20 protein-coding genes are annotated in these 23,800 nt (G+C 72.3%); 8 read left to right on the top strand and 12 right to left on the bottom strand.

The features are described from left to right. Positions 1 to 78: 78 nt before the first annotated feature. Together GEV43_RS26850 and GEV43_RS26845 are read right to left on the bottom strand one after the other, a co-directional pair. Complete coding sequence (locus tag GEV43_RS26850) at positions 79 to 1,155, bottom strand: terpene synthase family protein (protein ID WP_206681293.1); 1,077 nt, start codon at positions 1,153 to 1,155, stop codon at positions 79 to 81. A 694-nt stretch (positions 1,156 to 1,849) separates the two neighbouring features. Continuing rightward, positions 1,850 to 2,536 (bottom strand): hypothetical protein, encoded by a 687-nt coding sequence (locus GEV43_RS26845; protein WP_160823084.1) that lies wholly within the window; start codon positions 2,534 to 2,536, stop codon positions 1,850 to 1,852. Positions 2,537 to 2,780: 244 nt separating this feature from the next. Between GEV43_RS26845 and GEV43_RS26840 the strand changes: the two genes are divergently transcribed. Continuing rightward, complete coding sequence (locus tag GEV43_RS26840; RefSeq protein ID WP_160823083.1) at positions 2,781 to 4,412, top strand: hypothetical protein; 1,632 nt, start codon at positions 2,781 to 2,783, stop codon at positions 4,410 to 4,412. Here the strand turns inward: GEV43_RS26840 and GEV43_RS26835 are convergent. Continuing rightward, complete coding sequence (locus GEV43_RS26835) at positions 4,345 to 5,565, bottom strand: macrolide family glycosyltransferase (RefSeq protein ID WP_160823082.1); 1,221 nt, start codon at positions 5,563 to 5,565, stop codon at positions 4,345 to 4,347. The genes GEV43_RS26840 and GEV43_RS26835 overlap by 68 nt on opposite strands. A 115-nt stretch (positions 5,566 to 5,680) precedes the next feature. Between GEV43_RS26835 and GEV43_RS26830 the strand changes: the two genes are divergently transcribed. The 4 genes from GEV43_RS26830 (at position 5,681) to GEV43_RS55185 (ending at position 9,860) form a co-directional block, all read left to right on the top strand. Continuing rightward, positions 5,681 to 6,289 carry a TetR/AcrR family transcriptional regulator gene (locus GEV43_RS26830; protein WP_160823081.1) on the top strand — a complete coding sequence of 203 codons (609 nt, stop codon included), beginning with the start codon at positions 5,681 to 5,683 and terminating at the stop codon, positions 6,287 to 6,289. A 155-nt stretch (positions 6,290 to 6,444) separates the two neighbouring features. Beyond that, positions 6,445 to 8,154 (top strand): ExeM/NucH family extracellular endonuclease, encoded by a 1,710-nt coding sequence (locus GEV43_RS26825; RefSeq protein ID WP_160823080.1) that lies wholly within the window; start codon positions 6,445 to 6,447, stop codon positions 8,152 to 8,154. Between the two features lie 143 nt (positions 8,155 to 8,297). After that, positions 8,298 to 9,353, top strand: coding sequence for an LLM class flavin-dependent oxidoreductase (locus GEV43_RS26820; RefSeq protein ID WP_160823079.1), 1,056 nt, complete (start codon positions 8,298 to 8,300; stop codon positions 9,351 to 9,353). Between the two features lie 36 nt (positions 9,354 to 9,389). Further along, entirely contained in the window at positions 9,390 to 9,860 is a 471-nt protein-coding gene (locus tag GEV43_RS55185; RefSeq protein WP_160823078.1) for a MaoC/PaaZ C-terminal domain-containing protein, read from the top strand. A 21-nt stretch (positions 9,861 to 9,881) separates the two neighbouring features. Here the strand turns inward: GEV43_RS55185 and GEV43_RS26810 are convergent, their stop codons facing one another. The 8 genes from GEV43_RS26810 to gabT all read right to left on the bottom strand — a co-directional run bounded on the left by GEV43_RS26810 (position 9,882) and on the right by gabT (position 19,366). After that, a complete protein-coding gene (locus tag GEV43_RS26810; protein WP_175250142.1) occupies positions 9,882 to 10,715 on the bottom strand; it encodes an SDR family NAD(P)-dependent oxidoreductase in 834 nt (277 codons plus the stop codon). Positions 10,716 to 10,717: 2 nt separating this feature from the next. Next, positions 10,718 to 11,491, bottom strand: coding sequence for an ABC transporter ATP-binding protein (locus GEV43_RS26805; RefSeq protein ID WP_160823076.1), 774 nt, complete (start codon positions 11,489 to 11,491; stop codon positions 10,718 to 10,720). Then, positions 11,488 to 12,894 carry an ATP-binding cassette domain-containing protein gene (locus GEV43_RS26800; RefSeq protein WP_309240042.1) on the bottom strand — a complete coding sequence of 469 codons (1,407 nt, stop codon included), beginning with the start codon at positions 12,892 to 12,894 and terminating at the stop codon, positions 11,488 to 11,490. The genes GEV43_RS26805 and GEV43_RS26800 overlap by 4 nt, the downstream gene beginning before the upstream one ends. Next, on the bottom strand, positions 12,801 to 13,190 hold the full coding sequence (locus GEV43_RS55180; protein ID WP_309240074.1) for a hypothetical protein: 390 nt from the start codon (positions 13,188 to 13,190) through the stop codon (positions 12,801 to 12,803). Before GEV43_RS55180 ends, GEV43_RS26800 begins: the two co-directional genes overlap by 94 nt. Then, a complete protein-coding gene (locus GEV43_RS26795) occupies positions 13,177 to 14,034 on the bottom strand; it encodes a branched-chain amino acid ABC transporter permease (RefSeq protein ID WP_160823075.1) in 858 nt (285 codons plus the stop codon). The genes GEV43_RS55180 and GEV43_RS26795 overlap by 14 nt, the downstream gene beginning before the upstream one ends. Then, positions 14,027 to 15,259 carry an ABC transporter substrate-binding protein gene (locus GEV43_RS26790; protein WP_160823074.1) on the bottom strand — a complete coding sequence of 411 codons (1,233 nt, stop codon included), beginning with the start codon at positions 15,257 to 15,259 and terminating at the stop codon, positions 14,027 to 14,029. The genes GEV43_RS26795 and GEV43_RS26790 overlap by 8 nt, the downstream gene beginning before the upstream one ends. Before the next feature lie 2 nt (positions 15,260 to 15,261). Further along, entirely contained in the window at positions 15,262 to 17,007 is a 1,746-nt protein-coding gene (locus GEV43_RS26785; protein WP_160823073.1) for an amidohydrolase, read from the bottom strand. A gap of 991 nt (positions 17,008 to 17,998) precedes the next feature. Then, on the bottom strand, positions 17,999 to 19,366 hold the full coding sequence (gabT, locus tag GEV43_RS26780) for a 4-aminobutyrate--2-oxoglutarate transaminase (protein ID WP_160823072.1): 1,368 nt from the start codon (positions 19,364 to 19,366) through the stop codon (positions 17,999 to 18,001). 139 nt (positions 19,367 to 19,505) lie between these two features. On the opposite strand from gabT, the gene GEV43_RS55175 reads away from it, so the two are divergent. From GEV43_RS55175 to GEV43_RS26770, 3 genes are read left to right on the top strand one after another with little or no spacing between them, the layout of a single operon-like run. Next, a complete protein-coding gene (locus GEV43_RS55175; RefSeq protein WP_309239859.1) occupies positions 19,506 to 20,255 on the top strand; it encodes a PucR family transcriptional regulator ligand-binding domain-containing protein in 750 nt (249 codons plus the stop codon). Between the two features lie 56 nt (positions 20,256 to 20,311). After that, entirely contained in the window at positions 20,312 to 20,998 is a 687-nt protein-coding gene (locus GEV43_RS55170; RefSeq protein WP_309239858.1) for a helix-turn-helix domain-containing protein, read from the top strand. 4 nt (positions 20,999 to 21,002) lie between these two features. Beyond that, on the top strand, positions 21,003 to 22,430 hold the full coding sequence (locus tag GEV43_RS26770) for an aldehyde dehydrogenase family protein (protein WP_160823071.1): 1,428 nt from the start codon (positions 21,003 to 21,005) through the stop codon (positions 22,428 to 22,430). Positions 22,431 to 22,552: 122 nt separating this feature from the next. On the opposite strand, the gene GEV43_RS26765 is transcribed toward GEV43_RS26770, so the two are convergent. Further along, positions 22,553 to 23,800: a cytochrome P450 gene (locus tag GEV43_RS26765; RefSeq protein WP_175250141.1), complete on the bottom strand. Its 1,248-nt coding sequence runs from the start codon at positions 23,798 to 23,800 to the stop codon at positions 22,553 to 22,555.

Genomic DNA, 23,800 nt, shown 5'->3' with positions numbered 1-23,800 from the left:
ATGGTTTCTCACGGCCCGGCGGCGCTGCGCCGCCGGACGGTCCGGCAACGGACCCATAAGCTCATCGGCGGGTGCCCCTCACACGTCCCACCACCAGGCGATGGACGGAATGGGCAACGGCTCCCGGCTGTCGTCCAAGGGTTTCTCGGCCCAGGCGATCCCGGGTGATTCGTCGTCGGAGATTCCGTCCTTGCCGTAACGCGGTACCTTCAACCCCCACTCGGCATTTCCCCGGATCCCGTGCGCCAGCCCATCGACATAGCAGCGGCCCGGCTCGCTCAACCGCGGCCGGACGCGATCCCGCAGCCGCAGGAATTGCAGCAGAACACGGTCGCGCAGACACGCCGCCGCCTGGAGCGCCTCCTCGAAAGGGCCGCCCGTCTCACTTTGCAGAACGCTGTAGATGTTCTGGACGGTGTGGCCCTCCAGTTCCCGGAGCAGGGAATGGCCGTCGTTGTCCAGCGCCGCGACGAGAATGGCCATCTCCGTGAGAGCCCGCACGATCGGAGAGTCCATCTCCGCGGCGGCGACCTCGCTGCCGTTCGCGATCTCCAGCATGGCGAACGTCGGCTCGCCCCCGGCGGAGTGCAGGCGCATGGTGACGTAGTCCTCCAGGCCGGGCATGTGCCCGCGCGCCTCGTTCGCGATCTGCCAGGCCACCCCCACCAGCCACGCGCGGTGCGCCGCGACGAACCGCTGGAACTGCACGGGCGTACCCGCCCGGTGGAACCGCGCGGCGATGTCCTGCAACGACCGGGCGAAGACATCGCCGTCGGCCGTCGCGACCGGACTCTCCAGCGCACGCTGAATCCGCGCCGCCATCGGCACGAACTCCGACGGCCGCCCCCGGTAGAAACCCGTGTCGCAGCGGGCGTCGTCGAAGGCGAATCCCCAGTACACCCACAAGGCCGCCGCGAGCAGCCCGTCCTCGCCCGCGTCCGGCGCGAACCGCGCATAGAAATCGGCGCTCCTGGTCCCGATGACACGGACGCGTTCACGCGCGTCCGCGCACAGCCCCCATTGGTCGATACAGTCGATGGCACGCCGTTCCACCCGCCGCCGCGCCGGATTCACCGCCGGATCCAGCGGACAGAAGATCGGCGGCAACTCCCACTCAGGCTCGACCCCTTCGGCCACAGTCACGCCTTCCGCCACCGCCCCGTCCCCTCCCGCGCAAGGCCGTTCCAGACCCGCCCCACACGTTCATTGCTCTGTGTAATCGTTCGTAACTCTAAGTGACAAGCACAGGCAGAGGCAATGCGTGAGCCCGACCGCATGAGATATCTACCTGCCACCCCGAACAACGATCAACAACCCGAGCCACACACACCCCTCAGCCACCACCAGCCCCAAAACCCATTCCCCGACCAGCAACAAACACTCATTCCCCTAACCACTGCCACAAAAGAAATCCAACCCCACCCGCCACCAAACGAAAAGCCTTTAAGTGCCTTCCGCCACCCAAAAACACACCCCGCCAGCAATTCCCAAATCGCAAGCCCGTAGGCACACCAGACCAAGCGCACGAACCAACCGAACGAACGGACAAGGCGAGCACACGGGCCACACAAAATGAAGGACCGAGCCAAGACACGGGCCGAGCGAAGATCCGGACGGGGCTAGGACCGGACCGGCTGAGGGCACGGCGAGGCCGGGCACGGAGGAGCGCGCCCGGCCGGGGGCCGACCGCGGGGGTGGCCACAGAGGATGACCGCACTGCCGACCACGGGCCTGCCCGAAGAAGTGGCCCAGGAACTGGACGCTTATCCGTCCGAGCTCCTGCGCGCCCTCAGCAGCCGGTCGGCCGCGAACGGAAGCCGACAGTCGACGGCGGATCGATGCGGGATGGTCAGCCGCGGGAGGCGTTGGGGTCGTCGGCCGGGGTGGGCGAACGGCGCGGGCCCTGGTCGCGGCGTGTCGGGGCGGGCTCGGGCAGCGGGGCGCGCGTGCCGCCCCTGGGTGCGGCCTCGGCGGGGCGTTCCGGCAGGTCACCGGCCAGGCCCGAGGTCTCCAGGTAGTGGCGCCCGCGCGGGGTGATGTCCCAGGCGTTCTGGCGCCATTCCTTGCGGCGCCACACGACACCGGCCGCCAGCAGTTTGCGGCCGACCCTGCTGATCTCGGTCTCGTCGGTGCCGAGTTCGGCGGCGAGCTGCTGGTTGGACAGCCCCTGCCGCCGCGCCACGGCTTGCAGGAACCGGGCGGCGTGGCCGTCGGGCTGCAAGGCGAGCTGGAGCCCGGACGGCAGGCGCCGCAGAGCCCAGTGGACGACGTCGATCAGGCCGAGGATCCGGCCGCGCTGCTCCCGCTGCTCGCCGTCGAGGGCGTTGACGTCGAGATAGTGCCGGTGCAGCCACTGCAAGCCGTCCTGCACCTCGACGAGCGCGGGCTCGTCCGCACAGAGCGAGGCGTCGGTGATGATCATCCCGAGCGCGCCGAAGTGGCCGTCGCTGATGACCTTGGCGTGCTCCATGGCGTCGATGAGGCGCCTGACCTCGGCGCGCCGGTCGCGGGCTGACGGCATCGTCTCTGCTCTCACGGGCCACCCTCACTGACGTCGATGGTGCCGACCCACCAAGGATGCGACGATGCCAAGTGATTGTCAAGTGACGGCTTTCCCGTGCGCCGGCCGCGGGCGCACCGGTTCCGGCCCTACGATCGCCAACATCCGCGGCCCGTTCTGTATCGGATGCCACTGATACGGCGAACCGGTGGGAGTTAGCATCGATCGACCATGCGTAACGACTCCTGTCAATCCCCCGGGGGCGCATATGACGGATCAGTTGGCGGCGACTGCCTACCCGGCCGAACCGACTGATCTCTTCGTCCTTCTGTACGACGCGTTGCCCGACGCCCTCTTCCGGGGCTGGACGGCGACGGAGTGGCACGACGACCCGCAGGTGCGGCGGCAGGCCGGAGAGATCTCCGAGATCGTTCTCGACACCGGCGTACTCGATCCCGCCGTCACCGCCAGGCACGTCGAGGAGAAAGGCGATCTCGGCCGGTTCACCGTGCTGCTGGGACTGGACATCGCGCTCGCGCACGTCAACCCGTACGGCCCGTACCACGACGCGCCCGCGCTGACCGGCGCGCTGGTCAACTACCTGACCGACGGGCGGTTCAACGGGCCCGGCACGCAGGGCGCGCTGCTCCCGCGCTGCGCGTTCCCCGGCCGGCCGCTCGGCCGCAGGACCAAGGCGGAGTTCTTCGGCCTGCACCGGATCCCGCCGGACGAGTGGGAGAGGATCGACCACAGCGTCCTGCCCGCGGTGAACGACCCGCACTTCACGCGCGACCAGCCGGTCACGGTCGGCTGCGCGCCGGTGCTCGAATCGTTCGACGACATCGAGATCGACTTCGAGCGCCGCCACGGGATGACCGTCTACCGGCTGCGTCCGATGGACTCGGTGATGGTCCGCACCCGGATCAAGGCGATCATCCGGCGGCTGGACGAGTCGGGCGCCCAGCTCGCCGTCATGCCCGAGCTGTCGCTGTCGGACTCCCTTCTGGAGCACTGGAAGGAGGTCGCGTTCGACACCGCCGACCGCGACCGGGACCGCAGACCGCTCCGTTTCATCCTGCTCGGCACCGGACCGCTCGGGACGACCGACCCGCCGCCCAACCGCGCCGTGCTGCTCGACCGCTGGACCGGCCAGGAGCTCCTCGTCCAGGACAAGCTCTCCGGCTTCACGCTCGACGCCGCGCAGATGAGGCTGTGGCGCCTGCCTGACGCTCCGGCCGCGGGCACGGCCGAGGAGTACGCGACGCCCGGTTCCAAGATCAGCCTGTTGGACTCGTCGCTGGGCCGCCTGGCCGTCCTGATCTGCGAGGACCTGAGCCGTTCGATCGGCTGGGAGCGCGAACTGCTCTCCTGCGGCGTCTCCCACCTCCTCGTCCCGATCTTCTCGAAGCCGATCCTCGAACACCGCTGGGAGCAGCAGGGCGCCGAACGCCAGGTCGGCTCCCTCGGCACCTGGGTGACCGTGGCGAACAGCCTGGTCGTCGGCACCGCCATCCCCCACTCGGAGATGCCCGAACGCCGCTACACCTGCCTCGTCGCCGGCCCCGAGAGCCTGGCCCGCACCGCCTACTCCCTGAAACTCCAGTTCGGCGCCGCCGAGGCGGGCGACCAGCTCGGCCTCACCGGCGACCCGTCGTCCCCCCTCCCGGCCGTCCTCCCCGGCGCCGCCTACGACCTCTGGCACCCCCACTGGCCCCCACCCCACCCTGACCGGGACTGGATGAGGCGACCAGGAGCGTGGCGGCGAGTGAGACGGGGAGCGCCAACACGAGGGCGGTGTCACGCGTGCGCGCGTTGTCGGACCCGTCCGGCGACTCCGGTACGGCTCATCTCTTGCCGGTCGCCCGGTCATCGGGGACGGGAACGGGGGCGTTTCCGAGCATGCCTTCGATGAGGTCTGCGGCACGGGCGGTGCCTCCTTGCTCGCGGAGTTCGCGGCGGGTGGCGGACAGGCGGGACGCGACGCCGGGGTCGCCGGTGAGGTCGAGGAGCGCGGCGCGCAGCGCCTCGGGGGTCGGGTCGTCGAGGCGCACGCCGAGGCCGGCGGCGGCGACCAGGTCGGCGTTCATGAACTGGTCGACGGCCTGCGGGACGGCGATCATGGGGACGCCGGCGCGGAGCGCCTCGTTGATCCCGCCGCTGCCCGCGTGGGTGACGAACGCGTCGGCCTGTTCGAGGATGGCGGGCTGCGGGACCCAGTGGTGGATCTCGACGTTGGCGGGAAGTTCGCCGAGGTCGGCCTCGTCGACGTGCTTGCCGATCTGGAGGACGACGTGCCAGCCGGGCAGGTCGCCGAACGCGGTGAGGCACGCGCGGTAGAAGTCGGGGCGGTCGGTGAACGCGGAGCCGAGCGAGACCAGCAGGACCTTGCCGGCGCCGGGCGGGCGGGTCCAGGCGGTGAGGTCGGGCTCGGGGAGGCAGGGGCCGACGAACGTGTAGCGGTCGAGGTCGACGCGGTCGGCGTTGGGCTGCATCACGCTCGGGATCAGCGCGAGGCCGCGCGGGGGCCAGGCGATGAAGCGGGTCGAGTCGGTCTCGCTCGCGCCGTTGGCCGCCAGCCACTCGGAGGCGCGCCGGTAGTACTCGGCGCCCCGGGGGTCGGCGCGGATCGCCTCGGTCTGGTCGGCCACGTCGTCCTCGTAGCCCTCCCAGGCGACGGCGGACGGGGAGAGCTGCGCGCAGGGGACGCCCCAGTTCTCGGCGAGGACGCGCGCCGGGTAGCCGGTCATGTCGTAGAGGAACAGGTCGGGGCGGTCGGCGTCGTAGGCGGCGCGCAGCTGCGGGAGCATCGCGATCGCGTCGTCGAGGAAGAGCGCGAGCTGCCCGGCCAGGTCGTCGGCCGCGACCGCGTTGTCGTGCGCGGGCAGCGTCGAATCGTACGGGACGTGCTCGGCGCCGGCCGCGGTGACGACGCCGGCGAACGACGGGTCGTTGGCGTAGGTGACCCGGTGGCCGCGGGCCGCCAGCTCCCGGATGATCTCCAGGCTCGGGTTGACGTGGCCTGGCGCCGGGATGCTCACCATGGCGATGTGGGCGGGGCGGGTCATGGGGTCTCCGATCGCGTTCCAACGAGACGATACGTTTCGCCTCACACAGCATGCGTGATCGTTCCTCCCGTGTCAAGACGAGACGTTTCGGTTCGTTGGGGGTAGGGTCCGGATCATGAGTCCGCCGAAGGCCCCCGACCCGTCACGGCGCAGCGAACGGTCGCGGCAGGCGATCCTCGACGCCACCCACGAGCTGCTGTTCGATATCGGTTATCCGAAACTGACGATCGAGGCGATCGCGGCCAAGGCCGGCGTGGGCAAGCAGACGATCTACCGGTGGTGGCCGTCCAAGGGCGCGGTGATGTTCGACTCGCTGCTCGCCCACCAGCGCGAGGAGGGCGGCGCGCTGCCCGACACCGGGGACGTGGAGGCCGACCTGAAGCTCGTGCTGCGGGCGACGGTCGCGCAGTTCAACGACCCCGTGCTCGACGGGATGACGCGCGCGCTGGCGGTCGAGATCCAGAACGACCCGTCGCTCGGCAGGGAGATGGTCGATCGGCTGCTCGGCCCCCAGCTGGAGGCGACCAAGGACCGGATCCGCTCCGCGCAGCGCGCGGGGCAGATCGCCGAAGACCTAGACCTCTCGGTGGTCGTGGAGATGATTTTCGCGCCGCTGTTCCATCGCTGGATGCTGCGCACGGCCCCGTTGACGCCCGAGTACGCCGACAGCGTGGTGGAGATGGCGCTCGGGGGCCTTCGCCCGGCGGCGTGCCGCGCCGGGTGACCGCGCCTCTTCGCGTGCGCGCGGGTCGTTCTGGACGCGGACGGCCGGGACTGGCGTGACCGCTGTTTCCTGATTTGCTGCACGCCATTACGAATTGGTGGAGTCTTCGCCAATGGTTCGCTGATGGGTCTTTGCAGCGGCTTACTCTCCCGCGCATGCGCCGAACAGCAGCAGTACTCGCGACCGCGTTGTCCGCCGGCCTCGCCGTCGGCGTCCACGCGGCCCAGGCGGCCCAGGCGTCCCCGGCCTCCCAGGCGTCCCGGGCCGAGCGGGCGTGCGGTACACCGGCCACGCACGAGATCGCCCAGGTACAGGGTTCCGGGTCCGCCTCCCCTCTGAACGGGCAGACGGTACGGGTGGAAGGGGTCGTCACCGCCGATTTCCAGGGGGCGGACCAGCTCAAGGGCTTCTTCATCCAGGATCCGACGCCCGACAAGGACCCGAGCACGTCCGACGGGCTGTTCGTCTACTCGACCAAGGACGTCGCGGTGGGCGATCGGGTGCTGGCGACCGGGAAGGCCGTCGAGTACAACGGGCTGACCGAGCTTTCGCCCGTCACCGCCGTGGACGTCTGCGGCCGAGGCAGGGTCACGCCTACGCGCGCGAAGCTGCCGTACGATCCCGAGCGCTACGAGGGCATGCTGCTGCGGTTCGGCCAGCGCCTCACCGCGACGGAGACGTACCAGCTCGGCCGGTACGGAGAGGTGACGGTCTCCGCGGGCGGACGGCTGTTCCAGCCCACGGACGCGCACGGATCGGACCAGGCGGAGAACGACCGGAGGCGGCTCCTGGTCGATGACGCCTCCACCGTGCAGAATCCGGCGAAGATTCCGTACACCGACCCGCGCGTCCTCAGGATCGGCGACTCCACCACCGGTCTGACGGGAGTGCTGAGCGAGGGCTTCGGAAGCTACCGCCTACAGCCGACCAGGGCGGCGCACTTCGCGCGCACCAACCCGCGTCCGGCCAAGCCGGAAAACGTCGGCGGCGACGTGAGAGTGGCCAGCTTCAACACCCTGAACTGGTTCACGACGCTGGACGAGCGCGGCGCGGACACCGCGGCCGAGCAGGAACGGCAGCTCGCCAAGCTCGTCGCCGCCCTGAAGGGCCTGGACGCCGACGTCGTCGGGCTGATGGAGGTCGAGAACAACGGCGACACCGCCGTCAAGGCCCTCGTGGACAGGCTGAACGCGGCGGTCGGCGCGGGCACGTACTCCTGGGTCAGGCACCCGAACCCCGGGACGGATGAGATCCACGTCGCGCTCATCTACAAGCCCGCGCGCGTGCGCCCTGTCGGCGCGGCCCGTTCGTCCGGGGAGCCGGTCTTCGAACGGCCTCCGCTGGTGCAGGCGTTCCAGCGCGCGCGTGGTGGCGGCGCGACGTTCACGACGATCGTCAACCATTTCAAGTCGAAGGGCTGCACCGGCGCGACGGGACCGGACAAGGACCAGGGCGACGGGCAGAGCTGCTTCAACGCCCGCAGGGTCTCGCAAGCGAAGGCCATCGCGGCCCTGGCCGCAGGCGAGGAGAACCCCCTCGTCCTGGGCGACCTGAACGCGTACACGGGCGAGGACCCGATCAGGACGCTCACCGCGAGCGGTCTCGTCGGGCAGACCGAGCGGTTCGTACGGCCGGCCCAGCGCTACAGCTACGTCTTCGACGGCCAGTCGGGTGAGCTGGACCACGCTCTGGCGGCCAAGGGACTCTCACGCAGGGTCACCGGCGCCACGATCTGGCACATCAACAGCGACGAGCCGACGTTTCTTGACTACAACCAGGAGTACAACCCGCCTGCGTTCTACAGGCCGGACGCGTTCCGGTCCTCCGACCACGATCCGGTGCTGCTGGGCCTTCGGCTCCGCTGAGCTCTCTTCGCGGCCGCGGCCCGCTCGATCTGGCCACGCGTAAGGCCGTTCACGGGTCGGGCGGGCTGTGATTTCAGGGCCTGGCGGACTCGATCGGGGTCTGGCAGGGAAGAGGATGGCGAACGCGCTGGTTAGCACCCTTTATGAGCGTTCCCTTCTCGGTCCTCGACCTGGCCCCCGTCGTCAGTGGCTCCACGTCCGCCCAGGCCCTGCGGAACACCCTGGATCTGGCGCGGCATACGGAGAGGCTCGGTTTTCACCGGTACTGGCTGGCGGAGCACCACGCCATGCCGGGGATCGCCAGTTCCGCGACCGCGGTGCTCATCGGCCAGGTCGCGGCCGCGACGACACGGCTGCGGGTGGGCTCGGGCGGGATCATGCTGCCCAACCACGCGCCGATGGTGGTCGCGGAACAGTTCGGCACCCTCGAAGCCCTTTATCCCGGCCGGATCGACCTCGGCCTGGGACGCGCGCCGGGAACCGACCAGGCCACAGCGCGCGCCCTGCGCCGCTCCCCCGATGCCCTGTCAGTGGACGATTTCCCTGAGCAGGTCGTGGAGCTTCGCGAGTATTTCGGCGCGGAGAGCAAGGTCACCCCTGCCGCAGGCAATGAGCCCCCTGTCTGGCTGCTGGGTTCCAGCGGCTACAGCGCGCAGCTCGCCGCGTATCTGGGGCTGCCGTTCGCGTTCGCGCACCATTTCAGTTCGGAGAACACGCTTCCGGCCCTGAGCCTCTATCGCGAGTCGTTCCGCCCGTCGGCCGTGCTGGAGCGCCCGTACTCGATGATCGCCGTGTCGGTGACCGCTGCGGACACCGACGAGCGCGCCCGCGAGCTGGCCGCTCCGCAGGCGCTGTCGTTCCTGCGGCTGCGCCAGGGAACGCCCGGTCCCCTGCCGAGCCCGGAGGAGACGGCGTCGCACCCGTACACGCCGCTGGAGCGGGAGATCATCCAGTCGCGGCTGGACGGGCAGGTCATGGGCGGCCCGGAGACCGTACGCCGGCAGATGGACGCGCTGCTGGAGCGGACGGCCGTTGACGAGGTCATGGTGACCACCAGCGTGTACGAGCACGCCGACCGGCTGCGCTCCTACGACCTGCTCGCCGGGTTGTACGGGCTTGAGAACACCGATGCGCCCCAGGACGGCGCGTCGCGGAATGGTGTTTCCCAGGCGGAGAGCCCCTCGCTTACGCACGGCTGACTCGCGCGCCGCTCCCGCTGCGGAACAATGACGCCGGTGACCTACAAGCTCGCTGAACTCCCCTCGCTGGTCGGCAAGGAGCTGTTCTGCTCCGACTGGCTCCGCCTTGATGTCGCAGACGAGCAGGCGTTCGGGGAGGCCACTTTCCTGCGCGAGGACTTCCTGGGGCGGCCTCCGTCCAACGGCGGCTCCTCCGGAGAACGGATGGTTTCCGGGTTTCTCCTGCTCTCCCTGTTGGCGGCGTTCCACAAACGGGATCTGAAGCTGGAGAACGGCGGCGTGTACGGCCTGAACTACGGTGCCGACAAGGTGCGCTTCCTGCGCTCCGTCCGTACGGGCCAGCGCGTCCGGCTACGGGCCGAACTGCTGGACGTGCACGAGAAGGCCCCCGGCCGTACCCGTGTCCTGACCCGGAACGTCCTGGAGGTCGAGGGCGCCGACACCCCTGCGATGGTGGCCGACTGGATCGCCCTCTATGTGGACGAAAGCGCGGAGGGGAAGGCGTAGACACAGGGACGTTGCGTGCGGCTACCGGGGGTTGATTTTGAAGTCGTACGGGATGGTGCCCGGGTCGAGCAGGGTCGTTCCGCCGTCCACGTTCAGAACGGCGCCGTTGACGTAGGACGCCTCCGGGCCGAGCAGCCAGAGGATCGCCGCGGCGGCCTCCTCCGGGGCGGCGGGCCTGCGCTGCGGGACGAGCCGCGTCATCTCCTCGTACGCCTCGTCCTCCGTCAGCCCGAGCGGCTCGCCGAACTCGCGCATCTCCCCGTCCGCCATCTCCGTGCGCACCCATCCGGGGCACACCACGTTGGCGCGTATGCCGCGCGGCCCGTAGTCGGCGGCGATCGTCTGCACGAGCATGTTCAGCCCTGCTTTGGCCGTTCCGTACGCGGTCGTGCCCGACGCCGCACGCAGCGCCGCGATGGAACTCACCGCGACCAGCGCACCGGCACCGCCGGCCCTGGCGCCCTCGCGCGCGCCCGCGTCGGCGCCCGCCGCGATCAGGTGCGGGAGGGCGGCCTTGGCCAGCAGGAACACGGAGGTCAGATTGGTGCGGAGGCTGTCCTCCCAGTCCTCCAGCGACACGTCCAGGACCCCGCCGCCCCGTATCACCCCGGCGTTGGCGACGACGCCGTCCAGGCGGCCGTAGGACGCCACCACGCCGTCCACGAGGCCCGCGACGGCCTCGGGGACCGTCACGTCGACCACGCGCGCCTCAGCGCCCGTCTCGGCCGTGACCCGTTCGAGGGCCTCCTTGCGCCGTCCGCAGATCACCACGTGGTCGCCGCGCGCGGACGCGAGCCGCGCCACCGCCGCGCCGATGCCGCTGCCTCCGCCGGTGACGATCAGGACGCGTTCCATGCTCACTCCTCCTCCACGGCGGCCGGTTCGTCCGGGACCGCCACGGGTTCGACGGTCTCACCCAGGTACGCGGCGTGCAGCAGCTTGGGGTTGTCGCGCAGGGTGCGGGCGGGCCCGGAGTAGGTCAGGCGGCCTCCCGACAGGACGTGGGCTCCGTCGGCGATCTCCAGGGCGAGCGTGGCGAACTGCTCCACCAAGAGCACCGCCACATCACCGCCGTCCGCCAGGCCGCGGATCGCGGGCAGGAGTCTGCGAACGACGACGGGCGCGAGTCCGAGCGACATCTCATCGATCAGCAGAACGGACGGCGATGTCGCCAACGCGCGCGCGAGGACCAGCATCTGCTGCTCCCCGCCGGACAGCAGTCCCGCAGGGACATCGAGCCGTTTCTCCAGCTCCGGGAAGAGTTCTACGGCTTTTTCGAGCGCATCGGCGTCGCGCCGGACGACGCGGACGTTCTCGGCCACGGTCAGGTCCGTGAAGACCGTGCGGCCCTGCTCGACCAGGGCGATGCCACGCCTAGCCCTGGCGACGCGTCCGAGTCCCGCGAGTTCGTCGTCTCGCCACACCGCGCGTCCTGCCGCGAACGGCAGGACGCCTGCGATCGCCTCCAGCAGCGTCGTCTTCCCTGCGCCGTTCGGGCCGAGCAGGACGGTCACGGCCCCGCGCGGGGCGTGGAGCGTCACGTCACGGACGATCGGCGCTCCCCCGCGCGCGACAGCGATGTTCTCCAGGGCGAGCGCGTCGCCCGCCGCAGAACGGTCGTCGCCGGTCATGCCAGCGCCACCTCATCTCCCAGGTAGGCGCGGGCGACCTCGGGACGGGCGAGGATCTCGGCGGGAGGCCCGGCCGCGATCACCTCGCCGAAGTCGAGGACGACGGCCGTCGCGCAGGCTCTGCGCACCATGTCCAGGTCGTGCTCGATCAGCAGCACCGACGCGCCGTACCGCTCCGGGACCTCGGTCAGCCGGTCGGCCAGCGCCATCGACTCGGCGCGGGCCAGGCCGGCGGCGGGCTCGTCCAGGACGACCAGCTTCGGGCGGGCCAGCAGCGCGGCGGTCACCTCCAGGAGGCGGCGGCTGCCCACGTCCAGGTCGGCCACGTAGCGGTCCGCCGTGGGGCAGCCGAGGAACGAGCAGGCTTCGTCGAGTTCGGCCCGTTCGACGCGGCGGCCCGCGGCGAACCGCAGGTACGCGCCCACGGTGAGACTCGTAGGGACGCGGTCCTGCTGGAACGTGCGGCGCAGTCCCGCGCCCGCGCGACGGTGCGCCGGCCTCTCGTTGAGCGTCTCCCCGGCGAGCGTGACGCTTCCGGTGGCCGACGGGAGGAAACCCGAGAGCGCGTCGGTGAGCGTCGATTTCCCTGCGCCGTTCGGTCCGATGAGGCCCATCACGGTCCCTTCCGGGACGACGAGATCGACGTCCTTGAGCGCGGCGATCTGACCGAAGCGGATGCCGAGCCCTTCGACCTTCAGGAGCGGCACGTCTCCGGAGGGCGGTTCGCGGCGAGCCTCCCCTGCGGCGACCTTCCGTTCGCCCGGCTCGGGCACGGGCCGCCTCGTGCGCACGCGTCGCGCGATGCCGTCGCTGATGCTCGTCCCCTGGGAAAGGGCTTGGACGGCACCCACCGCGAAGAGGATGTTGGCCCAGTCCTGCGATATCTCCAGCCGCCGGAAGATTTCCGGTACGAACGTCATCAGAAGCCCGCCGAACAGCGCTCCGCCGACGTACTCGCTGCCCGCCATCACCGCCACCACGAACAGCGCCAGCGATCCGATCGTCTGGAAGTTCTGCGCCGTGACCATGCCGACCTGCCCCGCGAGCAGCCCGCCCGCGAGTCCCGCCACGAACGCGCTGAGGGCGAACGCGGAGAGTTTCGCGCGCGCGACGCTCGTCCCGGCGGCGGCGGTCGCACGCTCGGAGAAGCGCACGGCCCGCCATGCCGCGCCCATGCGCGTACGGCTCAGCAGTTCGACCCCGAACGCGGCCACGACGAACAGGAGCCCTGCGTAAACGAAGTACTGCCTGTCGGTGGCCAGGAAACCGGGCCGTCCGACCTGCTCGAACGTATCGACGCCCGGGAAGTTCACGGCGGCGATGACGACTTCCGACGCGGCGGCGAATCCCAGCGTGACGACCGCCAGGTGGATCCCGCGCAGCCGCAGCGCCGGAAGTCCGATGAGGACCCCGAACGGCGTCGCGGCGACGCCCCCGGCGACGACCCACAGCAGCAGGCCCCGGGGACGTCCCAGACGCTCAGCCGCGCGACGGTCCAGGCGCCGACCGCCGCGAACGACAGCGCGCACAGGGAGTTCATCCCCGCCCGGCCGACGACGCCCAGGCCGAGCAGGACGATCGCCGACACGAGCGCCGACGTGGCGAGGAAGAGCCAGTATTCGGGGACGAGGACGGCGGCGGCGACGATGACGAGCAGCGCCCCGCCCGGTTGAACGAGCGAACGGTCAACGCGCGGCATCCCAGACCTCCCGGCGTTGGGACCAGATGAGGATGGCGAGGATCGCCAGGAACGGCACCGCGTCGCGGTACTGCTGTAGCTCGCCGACGTGCGCGAGCGCTCCTTGGAGAGCGCCCAGGCCGAGCCCGCCCGCGACCGTCAGGCCGAGGCTGCGGAATCCGCCGACGAGCGCCGCCGTGCAAGCCGGAATGGCCATCAGGGACAGCGACGTCTGGTCGCTCGTCTGCTGCGGCGCGACGACCAGGAGCACGGCCGCCGCGAGGACGCCCGTGGCCGCCCACATCCCGACGGTCAGCCACCGGCTGGGAATGCCGTGCAGTTCCGCCGTCGTGGGCTTCTCGGAGAGCGCGCGCAGGCGGAGGCCGACGACGGTCCGGGTCAGCCCCGCGTGCGCGCATGCCGCGACCACGATCGACCCGGCGACGCACACCGCCGCCGCCTGCGTGACGGTGATCCCGCCCGCGGTGAACAGCGAGCCGTCGAAAAGGCCGGGCATCCGGCGCGGATGCGTGCCGAACGCCAGGTACGACACCGCCAGCAGGCCCACCAGGAACGCGATGGCGATGGCCGAGCGCCGGTCGGCCCCGGCCTCCCCGAACCACGTCGCCATCACCCAGCCGAGCGCCGCCGCCACGGCCGCCGACACCGCGAGCCCCGCGAGCGCCGCGGGCGCGTACGGCCAGCCGTGCCCGGACGCCGCCGCCATCGTGTAGACGCCGATGACGCCGATCGCCGCCTGCGCGACGTTCACCACGCGCACGAGCCGGAACATCAACGTCAGGCACAGCCCGAGCGCCGCGTACGCGCCGCCGCCCGCCAGGCCCGCGATCGCCCCCTCAAGCATTGGGGAGCCTGACCCAGTCGCGGGTGAGCACCGTCCACCCGCCGCGTTCCGGCCGGACGAACTTGCCCGCCAGGTTGGAGGCGTGCGCGTCGCCCGGCCCGAACGCGAACGGCGTGCCGGCCATGGCGGACGGCAACGGCCGCAGGCCCTTGAGCGCCCGGGTCACGAACTCGCGTGTGATGTCTCCCTTGATTCCGCGCAGGACGGTCACCAGATGAGTGGCGGCGAGGTACCCGCCCTGGGCGAACGAGGTCAACGGCACGTGATGCCGAGCCATCGTGGTCCTCCAGTCCTGATTGGCCTCGGACGAGGTGTCGGTGTACGGCTCGAACTCCGACAGCGCCAGGACGTCCTTGGCTGCGGGCCCGAAAGCCTCCGCCGCCTGGCTCGTGTAGGTGGACGCGAGGAAAAGCCACTTCACGCCCGTGACGTTCTGCGCCTGCGCCGCCTTCACCCATCCGACGGCCATCGGCTCGGTGCCGTTGAAGAACACGCCCTGGCAGCCCGCCGCGCGCGCACGCAGGATGTAGGGCGTGTAGTCGGTGGTGTTGGCCGAGAGGGAACGGTCGTCGATGAGCAGCCGCTTGCCCGTGAGCTTGGACCAGCGCACGACGCCGTCCCTGTACGCGCGGCCCGTTCCGCCGATGATGGAGAAGAACCCGCAGAGCTTCTGCATCTTGAGGTATTCGGAGGCGTAGTAGAGCGTCAGCGTCGTTCCGAAGTAGGGGCCGGTGTTGACGGGCGAGATGCCCGGCGAGATGAAGCATCCGGGGTCGACGCCCGTGCCGGGGATGGACGTGATGCGGTAGCGCTCGTACAGCGGTCCGTTCACCTGGCAGTCGATGAGGCTGGCTCCGCCGGCGATGGCGACCGCGTGCTTGTTCTGGATGACGTCGCGCGCCGCGAGCGCGCCCGTGGACGGGTCGCCCTTGTCGTCGGCGGCGGTGAACGAGATCCTGCGCCCGTTGATGCCGCCGCGCGCGTTGACGTCGTCGAAGACCGCTCTGGCCGCGGCGGACGCCTCGGGGAACGTCACCGGGCCGCTGAGCGTCGACACCGCGCCGACGGCGATGGGCCCGGACCCGGCGTCGGCTCCGCTCGCGCAGGCCCCCGCGCCCAGCGCCAGGACGAGCGCCGCCGTCGCGGCCCCGACCGGCCTGCCGAGCCGCTGGAGCGGGCCCTGACCCGCGCCGATGGCGACAGATTCGATGATCTTGGACCGCATTGTCAGAGGCCCTCGCTAGCGTGCACGACACGGCCGTCGAACACGGTCATGGCGATCGGGGTGTCGGGGAGATCGTGCGGATCGAGGGAGGTGATGGTGCCGTCCAGAACGGTGATGTCGGCGACCTTTCCGGGTTCCAGTGAGCCCTTCCAGTCCTCGGCGAAGTCCTGCCACGCGGCGTTCGCGGTGTAGGCGCGGATCGCGTCGGGGAGGCCGACGCACTCCTCCGGGCCTGAGGGGCGCCCGCTGGCCTTCGACTCGCGGAGCATCATCGCCGCGACGCCCTGCCGCCAGCTCGGGTAGGTGACCGGGGCGTCGGAGCTGCTGGTGACGGGGACGCCCGCCGCCACGGCCGAGCGGACCGGCCACTGGTAGGCCGACCGCTCGGGGCCGAGCATCTCGTCCATCAGGTCCGCGATCGTCCACTTGATCGCGGGGTTCATGTTGGCGCCGAACCCGTGCCGGGCGAGCTTGCGCAGGCTCTGCGGGCCCACGAGGTCGGCGTGGATGACGTAGTGCCGGGGGTCGTCGCGGGGGTGCTCGGCCTGGGCGGCCTCGAAGGCGTCCACGACGGCGTCGATGGCGCGGTCGCCGGTGACGTGCACGCCGAGCTGGTGCCCGGCCACGTGCGCGAGGCGGATCATCTCGGTCAGCTCGCGGGTGCGCAGCGCGTCGGCGCTCCCGTGCACGCACAGCCCGCCGAACCCGCCGCCCGCGTACTCCTCGCTGGTCCAGGCCGTCTTGTTGGGAGGGATGCCGTCCGCGAAGAGCTTCACGCCCAGCACGCGCAGCACCCTCGGGTCGACGTCCTCCAGGGGCTTCGCGTCCGCCAGGCCCTCGGCGATCTCGGCCGCCGAGCCGCCCATGCCGGTGAGGAGGAGCAGGACGCTGACCCGCGCGGCGAGTTCGCCGCCGCGGGCGAGGTCGGCGTAGACGTCCAGCGTGGACGGGCCCGCCGCGCCCGCGAACAGGCTCGTCCCGCCGGGCCCGAGGCCGGGCTCGGTGTAGCTGGTGATGCCCTCGCGGTGGAGCGTCGCGACGGCGCTGCGGATGGCCCGTTCGAGGTCGTCCCGGGTGAACGGGGGGAGGTACCGCTGCGCGAGGTCCTGCGCGCCCTCGGCGAGCAGGCCGGACGGCTCGCCGTCCGCGCCGGTGAGGATCACGCCGCCCTCGGGGGCGGGCGTACGGGAGGTGATGCCCGCGAGTTCGAGCGCCTTGGAGTTGACCCAGGTGAGGTGACCGGAGAAGTCCTGGAGGTACACCGGATGGTCGGGAGCGACCGCGTCCAGATCACGCCGGTGGGGCATCCGCCCGCCGGGCCCGCCCTCGGCGCGCCCGCCCTCGCCGGGGGCGTGCCGTGACTCCGTGCATTCGGCGAGGTAGCCGGGGTCCCAGCCGTTGCCGCGGATCCACTCGCCCGCGCGGGTGCGCGTGGCGGCCTCCTTGACGGCGGCCTGGATGTCGGCGATGGACCGTACGGCGGGGAAGCCGACGTCGAGGGCGAGCGGCGGGCGCGTGCTGCCGAACGCGCATCCGTGCAGGTGCGAGTCGTTGATACCGGGCAGCGCGGTACGGCCGCGGAGATCGACGACCTCGGTGCGGGGGCCGATCAGCGCGCGCACCTCGTCGGTGCCGCCGACCGCCGTGACCGTCCCGGCGGTCACCGCGACCGCCTGCGCGACGGAGAAGCCGCGATCGACGGTGAGGATCTCGCCGCCGAGCAGTACCAGGTCCGGGGAAACGTTCATGTCCGCCCCCTCCGAGGAGATTTGGGCCCAAACGTATGGCGAGAACGTACGGGGCCAAACGACATGGGTCAATCACGAACGGATAACGGAGTGACGCACGCCACGTCCCCGCGCACCACGCCCCTCCATGCCCTGCCACGCCACGCCGCCCCGCCCCTGCGCGTTGCGCCCTGCGCCCTGCGCGCCCCGCTACGTCACGCCGCCACGTCCCTGCGCGCCCCGCCACACGACGCCCCCACGCCCCTGCGCGCTGCGCCACTCCACGCCCCTGCGCACCCCTGCACGCCACCGCCCCTGCGCGCCCCGCTACTCCACGCCACCACGCCCTAGGTATCCCGCCCCGCCACTCCACGCCCCTGCCCGCCCCGCCGCGCCACCACGCCACGCCCTGCCGCGCCCCGCCGCCACCCCCCTGCGCGCCTCGCCCCTGCACGCCACGCCACGCCCTACGTGCCCCGCTCCGCCACGCCCTGCGTGTCCCGCCACTCCACGCCCATCCCTGCGCGCCCCCGCCACACCACGCCACGCCTGCCGCCACGCCCCTGTGCGCCCCGCCACGCCGCCCCGCACCACGTCACGCCACCACGCCCTACGTGCCCCGCCCCGCCACACCACGCCCCTGCGCGCCCCGCCACACCACCCCCTGCGCGCCCCGCCACACCACCCCTGCACGGCACGCCCCTGCGCGCCCCGCCACGCCACGCCGGACCGCCCCTACGCGCCCGCCACGCCCTTACGTGTCCTGCCACGCCACGTCACCCACGCCACGTCACCCGCGCCACGTCACCCGCGCCACGCCGGCCCTCACCACCTCACCCGGACCACGCCGCCCGCACCACGTCACCCGCGCCACACCGGCCCGCGCCACGCCGAGCCGCACCACCTCACCCGCGCCACACCGGCCCGCACCACCTCACCCACGCAGCGCCGGAAGGCCGGCGGCGTCGTGTTGACGACGTCGGCGGCCCTTTCGGTGGCCGGGCGGGCCCGGTTATGGGGTGGGGTGGTCTGTGAAGGCGGTTTCGAGGATGTCCAGGCCCTCGTGGAGGAGGTGTTCGGGGATCACGAGGGGCGGGAGGAAGCGCAGGACGTTGCCGTACGTGCCGGTGGTCAGGACGAGGAGGCCGGCGGCGTGGCAGCGGCGGGCGATCTCGGCGGTGAGCTCGGGGGCCGGTTCCTTGGTGGCGGGGTCGCGGACGATCTCGATGGCGATCATGGCGCCGCGGCCGCGGACGTCGCCGATGACGTCGTGGCGGGCGGCGAGGGCGCGCAGGCGGGGCAGCATGGTCTCGCCGATGCGGCGGGCGCGCTCGGTGAGCTTCTCGTTCTCGATCTCTTCGAGGACGGCGAGCGCGGCCTCGCAGGCGAGGGGGTTGCCGCCGTAGGTGCCGCCGAGGCCGCCGCCGTGCACCTTGTCCATGATGTCGGCGCGGCCGGTGACGGCGGCGAGGGGCAGCCCGCCCGCGATGCCCTTGGCCGTCGTGACGAGGTCGGGGACGACGCCCTCGTGCTCGCAGGCGAACAGGTCGCCCGTCCGTGCGAACCCGGTCTGCACCTCGTCGGCGACGAACAGGATGCCGTTCGCCCGGCAGAACTCGGCGATCGCGGGCAGGAACCCGGGCGCGGGCTCGATGAAGCCGCCCTCGCCCTGGATCGGCTCGATCACGACGGCGGCGACGTTGGACGCGCCGATCCGGCTGGTGATCTCTCCGGCGACCTGGGCCGCGGCCTCGGGGCCGCAGTTGTCCGGGCCGGTGGGCCAGCGGTACGGGTACGCGAGGGGCATCCGGTACACCTCGGGCGCGTACGGGCCGAACCCGTGCTTGTACGGCATGTTCTTCGCGGTGAGCGTCATGGTGAGCAGGGTCCGGCCGTGGTAGCCGTGCTCGAACACGACGACGGCCTGCCGGCCGGTGGCGTACCGCGCGATCTTGACGGCGTTCTCGACGGCCTCGGCGCCGCTGTTGACCAGGATGGAGCGCTTGGCGTGGTCGCCCGGGGTGATCCGGTTGAGGTTCTCGCAGACCGCGACGTACGACTCGTAGGGCGCGACCATGAAGCAGGTGTGGGTGAAGCGCTCCGCCTGCGCCCGCACGCGGGCGGCGACGCGCGGGTTGGCGTTGCCGACGCCGGTCACGGCGATGCCGGAGCCGAAGTCGATCAGCGAGTTGCCGTCCACGTCGACGATCACGCCGCCGCCGGCGTCGGTCACGTACACCGGCAGGACGCTGCCGACGCCGGGCGGCACCGCGGCGGCGCGGCGCTCCTGCAACGCCTGGGAGCGGGGCCCGGGGATCTCGGTGACGACGCGTCGTTCCTGGGGCAGGCGGTCGGGCCCGCCGGTGGGATGGCTGGTCATGGCGCGAACATAAGCCGCGCGCCGCCTAGCCTGAAAGCATACGGAACGGCGAAATGCGTCCGTCCGGATGGACACCGTGCACACTGCGGGGCCCGTGCACCCTACGAGGCCCGTGCCCACTACGAGACCCGGGAGCGCGATGCCGCCCACCCTCGCCAGCGTGGCCGCGCTGCCGCAGCTCGGGCTGCGGCCGATCACCGATCCGCGCCCGGACGCGCCCGTGCTGTGGGTGGCGGTCAGCGAGCTGGAGGACCCGACGCCGTTCCTGGAGGGCGGCGAGCTGGTCCTGACCACCGGGATGCGCCTCACCCCGGCGAACGCCGCGCCGTACGTGGCCCGCCTGGTCGGGCGGGGCGTCGCCGGGCTCGGCTTCGCGGTCGGCGTCATCCACGACGACGTCCCGCCCGAGCTGGTCGGCGCGGCGCGCGCGCAGGGCCTCGCCCTGCTGGAGGTGCCGCGCCCCACGCCGTTCATCGCGGTCGGCAAGGCGGTCTCCCGCATGCTCGCCGCCGAGTGGTACGAGGACGTCACCCGCGCCTTCCAGGCCCAGCGCGAGCTGACCCGCGCCGCGCTCAAGGGCGAGGGGCCGCTCGTCTCCCGGCTGGCCCGCGAGCTGGGCGGCTGGGCGCTGCTGCTCGACCCGTCCGGCGGCGTCCGGCACGCCGAGCCCGCCCGCGCCCGCCACCGCGCCGCCGCCCTGGCCGCCGAGCTCCCCCGGCTGCGCGGCGCCCGGCGGGCGGCGAGCCTGGCGCTGTCGGGCGAGGACGGGCCCGTCGTCGTGCACCCGATCGGGCTCGGCGGCCGGGCGCGCGGCTACCTGGCGGTCGGGACGGCCGAGCCGCTCCCCACGTCGCGCACACGATCGCCGGTTCGGCGGTCTCGCTGCTGACGCTCCAGTCGGAGACGCCGCGAACGGGGCGGGAGCTGCGGGCGGCGCTCGCGGCGGTGCTGCTGGGCGCGCCGTCCGACAGCCCGGCGATGCCGAGGCCGCCGGTGCGGGTGCTCGCGTGCGCGGGCGGCGCCGACGCGCTCGAAGCCGTGGAGGGGGACCCGGCGGGGGAACGGTGCCTGCCGCTGCCGGGGCCGGACCGGTGCGCGGTCATCGTGCCGGACGCGCTGAGCGAGCACGTGATCGGGCTCGCGCGGGCGAGCGGGGCCGTCGGGGCGAGCGACCCGTCCGGGATCGAGGCGCTGGACGAGGCGCTGCGGCAGGCCGACGAGGCGCTGGCGGCGGCGCGCCGCCTGCGGGCGGGCCGCGACCGTCCGCACGCGGTCGTACGGCACGCGGACCTGCCGGGGCAGGGGCTGCTCGGGCTGATGGACCCGGGGGCGGCGCGGGGGTTCGCCGACGCGCTGCTGGCGCCGCTCAGGGCCGAGGACCCGGCGCTGGTCGGCTCGCTGCGGGCGTACGTCATGGCGAACGGGCAGGGCGAGGCGGCGGCGCGCGCGCTGGGCGTCCACCGGCACACGCTGCGGGCGCGGATGCGGAAGGCGGCGCGGCTCCTCGGGCGCGATCTCGACGATCCGGCGGTACGGGCGGAGCTGTGGATCGCGCTGTCCGTGACGGCCAACGACGAGGACGCGATTGGACAGCCTGGAGACTCCCATCCCGGGCCGCCGGGGATAGCGTGAAGGCATGAACGTGACCCCATTCTGGCTGGCCGGCCGCTCGGCGACCGGTGCCGGCGAGCTGACCGTTACCCACCCGTACGACGGCCGCGTGGTCGGCGCCGCCGCCGTGCCGACCCCGGAGCAGGTGGAGGAGGCCGTCGCGGCGGCGCACGCGGTCCGCGACGAGGCCGCGGCGCTGCCGCTGCACGTGCGCGCGGAGGCCCTCGCGCACGTGTCCCGGCGGCTGGAGGAGCGGTCCGAGGAGGTCGCCCGGCTGATCACCGGCGAGAACGGCAAGCCGCTGCTGTGGGCGCGCGGCGAGGTGACCCGCGCGGTGTCGACGTTCCGGTTCGCGGCCGAGGAGACGCGGCGCTGGAGCCCGACCACGCAGCGGCTCGACACCGATCCCGCGGCGAACGGCCGGATCGTCTACATCACCCGCGCGCCGAAGGGCCCGGTGCTCGGCATCTCGCCGTTCAACTTCCCGCTCAACCTGACCGCGCACAAGATCGCCCCCGCGATCGCGGTGGGCGCGCCGATCGTGGTCAAGCCCGCGCCCGCGACGCCGCTGTCGGCGCTGCTGCTCGGCGAGCTGCTCGCCGAGACCGACCTGCCCGCGGGCATGTTCTCCGTCCTGCCGGTGCCGAACGACCGGGCGGGCGCGCTGGTGGACGACCCGCGGCTGCCGATCGTGTCGTTCACCGGCTCGGTCCCGGTCGGCTGGGCGATCAACGACCAGGTGCCGCGCAAGCACGTGACGCTCGAACTCGGCGGCAACGGCGCGGCGGTCGTGCTGCCGGGCTCCGACCTCGACTGGGCGGCGTCCCGCGTGGGGCTGTTCTCCAACTACCAGGCGGGCCAGTCCTGCATCGCGGTGCAGCGCGTCTACGTCGACCGGACGGTGTACGACGCGTTCGTGCCGAAGCTGGTCGAGTCGGTCAACGGCCTGGTCACCGGCGACCCGTGGGACGACAAGACGCAGGTCGGCCCGCTGGTCAGCGAGGACGCCGCCGTACGGGTCGAGACGTGGGTGGACGAGGCCGTCGCCGCCGGCGCCCGGGTCCTCGCGGGCGGCTCGCGCGACGGCGCGGCGTACGCGCCGACCGTGCTCGCGGACGTGCCCGCCGACTCCAAGATCGCCCAGGAGGAGGTCTTCGGACCGGTGCTGATGGTCCAGCCGGTGGACGGCGTGGACGAGGCGTTCGAGCTGGTCAACGCGTCGAAGTTCGGGCTCCAGGCGGGCGTGTTCACCCGCGACCTCGACATCGCGTTCCGCGCGCACCGCGAGTTGCAGGTCGGCGGCGTCGTCATCGGCGACGTCCCGTCCTACCGCGCCGACCAGATGCCGTACGGCGGCGTGAAGGACTCCGGCGTCGGCCGCGAGGGGCTGCGGTCCGCGATGGCCGACTACACCGAGGAGAAGGTCATGGTCCTGACCGGCCTCCCCCTCTGACCCGCGCATCCCCGCGCCGAACGGCGGGCCGCCCGCACCGGGCCGGCCCGCCGACCCGTGTCCGGGGAACGCGGGGACGGGCCGGACCGCTTCGGGAGGCGCCCGCCCGCGCCTGCGCGCGGTCAGGCGAGGGCGACGGTGACGGGCATGGTCTTGATGCCGTTGACGAAGTTGGAGCGGACGCGGCGGACGGGGCCCGCGAGGCGGATGCCGGCGAGGCGCGGCAGGAGCTCCTCGAACATGACGCGCATCTCCAGGCGGGCGAGCGCCGCGCCCATGCAGAAGTGCGGGCCGCCCTTGCCGAACGCGAGGTGGTCGTTCGGGGAGCGGGTGACGTCGAAGCGGTACGGGTCGGCGAAGACGGCCTCGTCGCGGTTGGCCGACGCGAACCACAGGACGACCTTGTCGCCCTCGCGGACCGTCCGGCCGTGCAGGTCGAGGTCGCGGGTCGCGGTGCGCCGGAAGTGGTAGACCGGCGACGCCCAGCGCAGGAACTCCTCGACCGCGCCGGGCATGAGCGCGGGGTCGGCGCGGAGCCGTTCGGCCTCGGCGGGGTGCTCGATCAGGGCGCGCATGGCGTGCGAGATCGCGTGCCGGGTGGTCTCGTTGCCGGCGACGACCAGGAGCAGGAAGTAGTTGTCGAAGTCGCGGGCCGACAGCGGCTCGCCGTCCGGCGGGGTCTGGTTGACGAGCCTGCTGACCAGGTCGGTCCCGGCGCCGCCGCGGCGGCGGGCGGCCAGCTCGCGGCCGTACTCGAAGACCTCCAGCGACGCGGGGCTGCGGAACGGCAGGTCGCGGTAGCGCTCGCTCTCCTCGCTGTGCAGCAGGACGTCGGCGTACTCGGGGTCGGTGTTGGCGATGATCCGGTTGCCCCAGCCGATGAGGCGCTCGGCGTCGCCGTCCGGGACGTCCAGCATCCGGGCCAGCACGTTGATCGGGAAGTCGGCGGCGATCTCGGAGACGAAGTCGAACGTGCCCTTGGCGAGCGCGGCGTCCAGGGTGCGGGCGGTGAGGCCGCGCAGGAACGTCGCGTACCCGGCGACGGCGCGGGGGGTGAACTCGCGGGACAGGACGCGGCGCAGGGCGTGGTGCCGGGGCCCGTCGGTCTCCAGCATCGACCGCCGGATCTCCGCCTGCCGCTCGTCGACCTCTTCGAGGTTGACGAACCGTTCGGAGGTGAACGCGGCGGTGTCGCGGTCGGCGGCGAGGACGTCGGCGTGGCGGGTGAGCGACCAGAACCCGCTGCCGCCCTTCTCGGGCGTCCAGTGGACGGGCTCGGCGCGGCGGAGCGCGTCGAACGCCCGCCAGGGGGCCGCGTCGTCCAGGAAGCCGTCCGGGTCGGAGAGGTCGAGGGCGGTCGTGTCGGGCAA

Origin of the sequence: Actinomadura sp. J1-007, assembly GCF_009793335.1 — a bacterium.
In the GTDB taxonomy this organism is placed as follows: Bacteria; Actinomycetota; Actinomycetes; order Streptosporangiales; family Streptosporangiaceae; genus Spirillospora; species Spirillospora yumaensis.
Note: the sequence above shows the minus strand (reverse complement) of the source record. Positions and strands in the feature narration are given on the sequence as shown.

What these genes read in the sequence shown, in the direction of transcription:
- GEV43_RS26835 (WP_160823082.1), bottom strand. Translation starts at nt 5,565, where the DNA reads ATGACCCGCCCCGCCCACATCGCCATGGTGAGCATCCCGGCGCCAGGC.
- GEV43_RS26830 (WP_160823081.1), top strand. Translation starts at nt 5,681, where the DNA reads ATGAGTCCGCCGAAGGCCCCCGACCCGTCACGGCGCAGCGAACGGTCG.
- GEV43_RS26825 (WP_160823080.1), top strand. Translation starts at nt 6,445, where the DNA reads ATGCGCCGAACAGCAGCAGTACTCGCGACCGCGTTGTCCGCCGGCCTC.
- GEV43_RS26820 (WP_160823079.1), top strand. Translation starts at nt 8,298, where the DNA reads ATGAGCGTTCCCTTCTCGGTCCTCGACCTGGCCCCCGTCGTCAGTGGC.
- GEV43_RS26810 (WP_175250142.1), bottom strand. Translation starts at nt 10,715, where the DNA reads ATGGAACGCGTCCTGATCGTCACCGGCGGAGGCAGCGGCATCGGCGCG.
- GEV43_RS26805 (WP_160823076.1), bottom strand. Translation starts at nt 11,491, where the DNA reads ATGACCGGCGACGACCGTTCTGCGGCGGGCGACGCGCTCGCCCTGGAG.
- GEV43_RS55180 (WP_309240074.1), bottom strand. Translation starts at nt 13,190, where the DNA reads ATGCCGCGCGTTGACCGTTCGCTCGTTCAACCGGGCGGGGCGCTGCTC.
- GEV43_RS26795 (WP_160823075.1), bottom strand. Translation starts at nt 14,034, where the DNA reads ATGCTTGAGGGGGCGATCGCGGGCCTGGCGGGCGGCGGCGCGTACGCG.
- GEV43_RS26790 (WP_160823074.1), bottom strand. Translation starts at nt 15,259, where the DNA reads ATGCGGTCCAAGATCATCGAATCTGTCGCCATCGGCGCGGGTCAGGGC.
- GEV43_RS26785 (WP_160823073.1), bottom strand. Translation starts at nt 17,007, where the DNA reads ATGAACGTTTCCCCGGACCTGGTACTGCTCGGCGGCGAGATCCTCACC.
- gabT (WP_160823072.1), bottom strand. Translation starts at nt 19,366, where the DNA reads ATGACCAGCCATCCCACCGGCGGGCCCGACCGCCTGCCCCAGGAACGA.
- GEV43_RS55175 (WP_309239859.1), top strand. Translation starts at nt 19,506, where the DNA reads ATGCCGCCCACCCTCGCCAGCGTGGCCGCGCTGCCGCAGCTCGGGCTG.
- GEV43_RS26770 (WP_160823071.1), top strand. Translation starts at nt 21,003, where the DNA reads ATGAACGTGACCCCATTCTGGCTGGCCGGCCGCTCGGCGACCGGTGCC.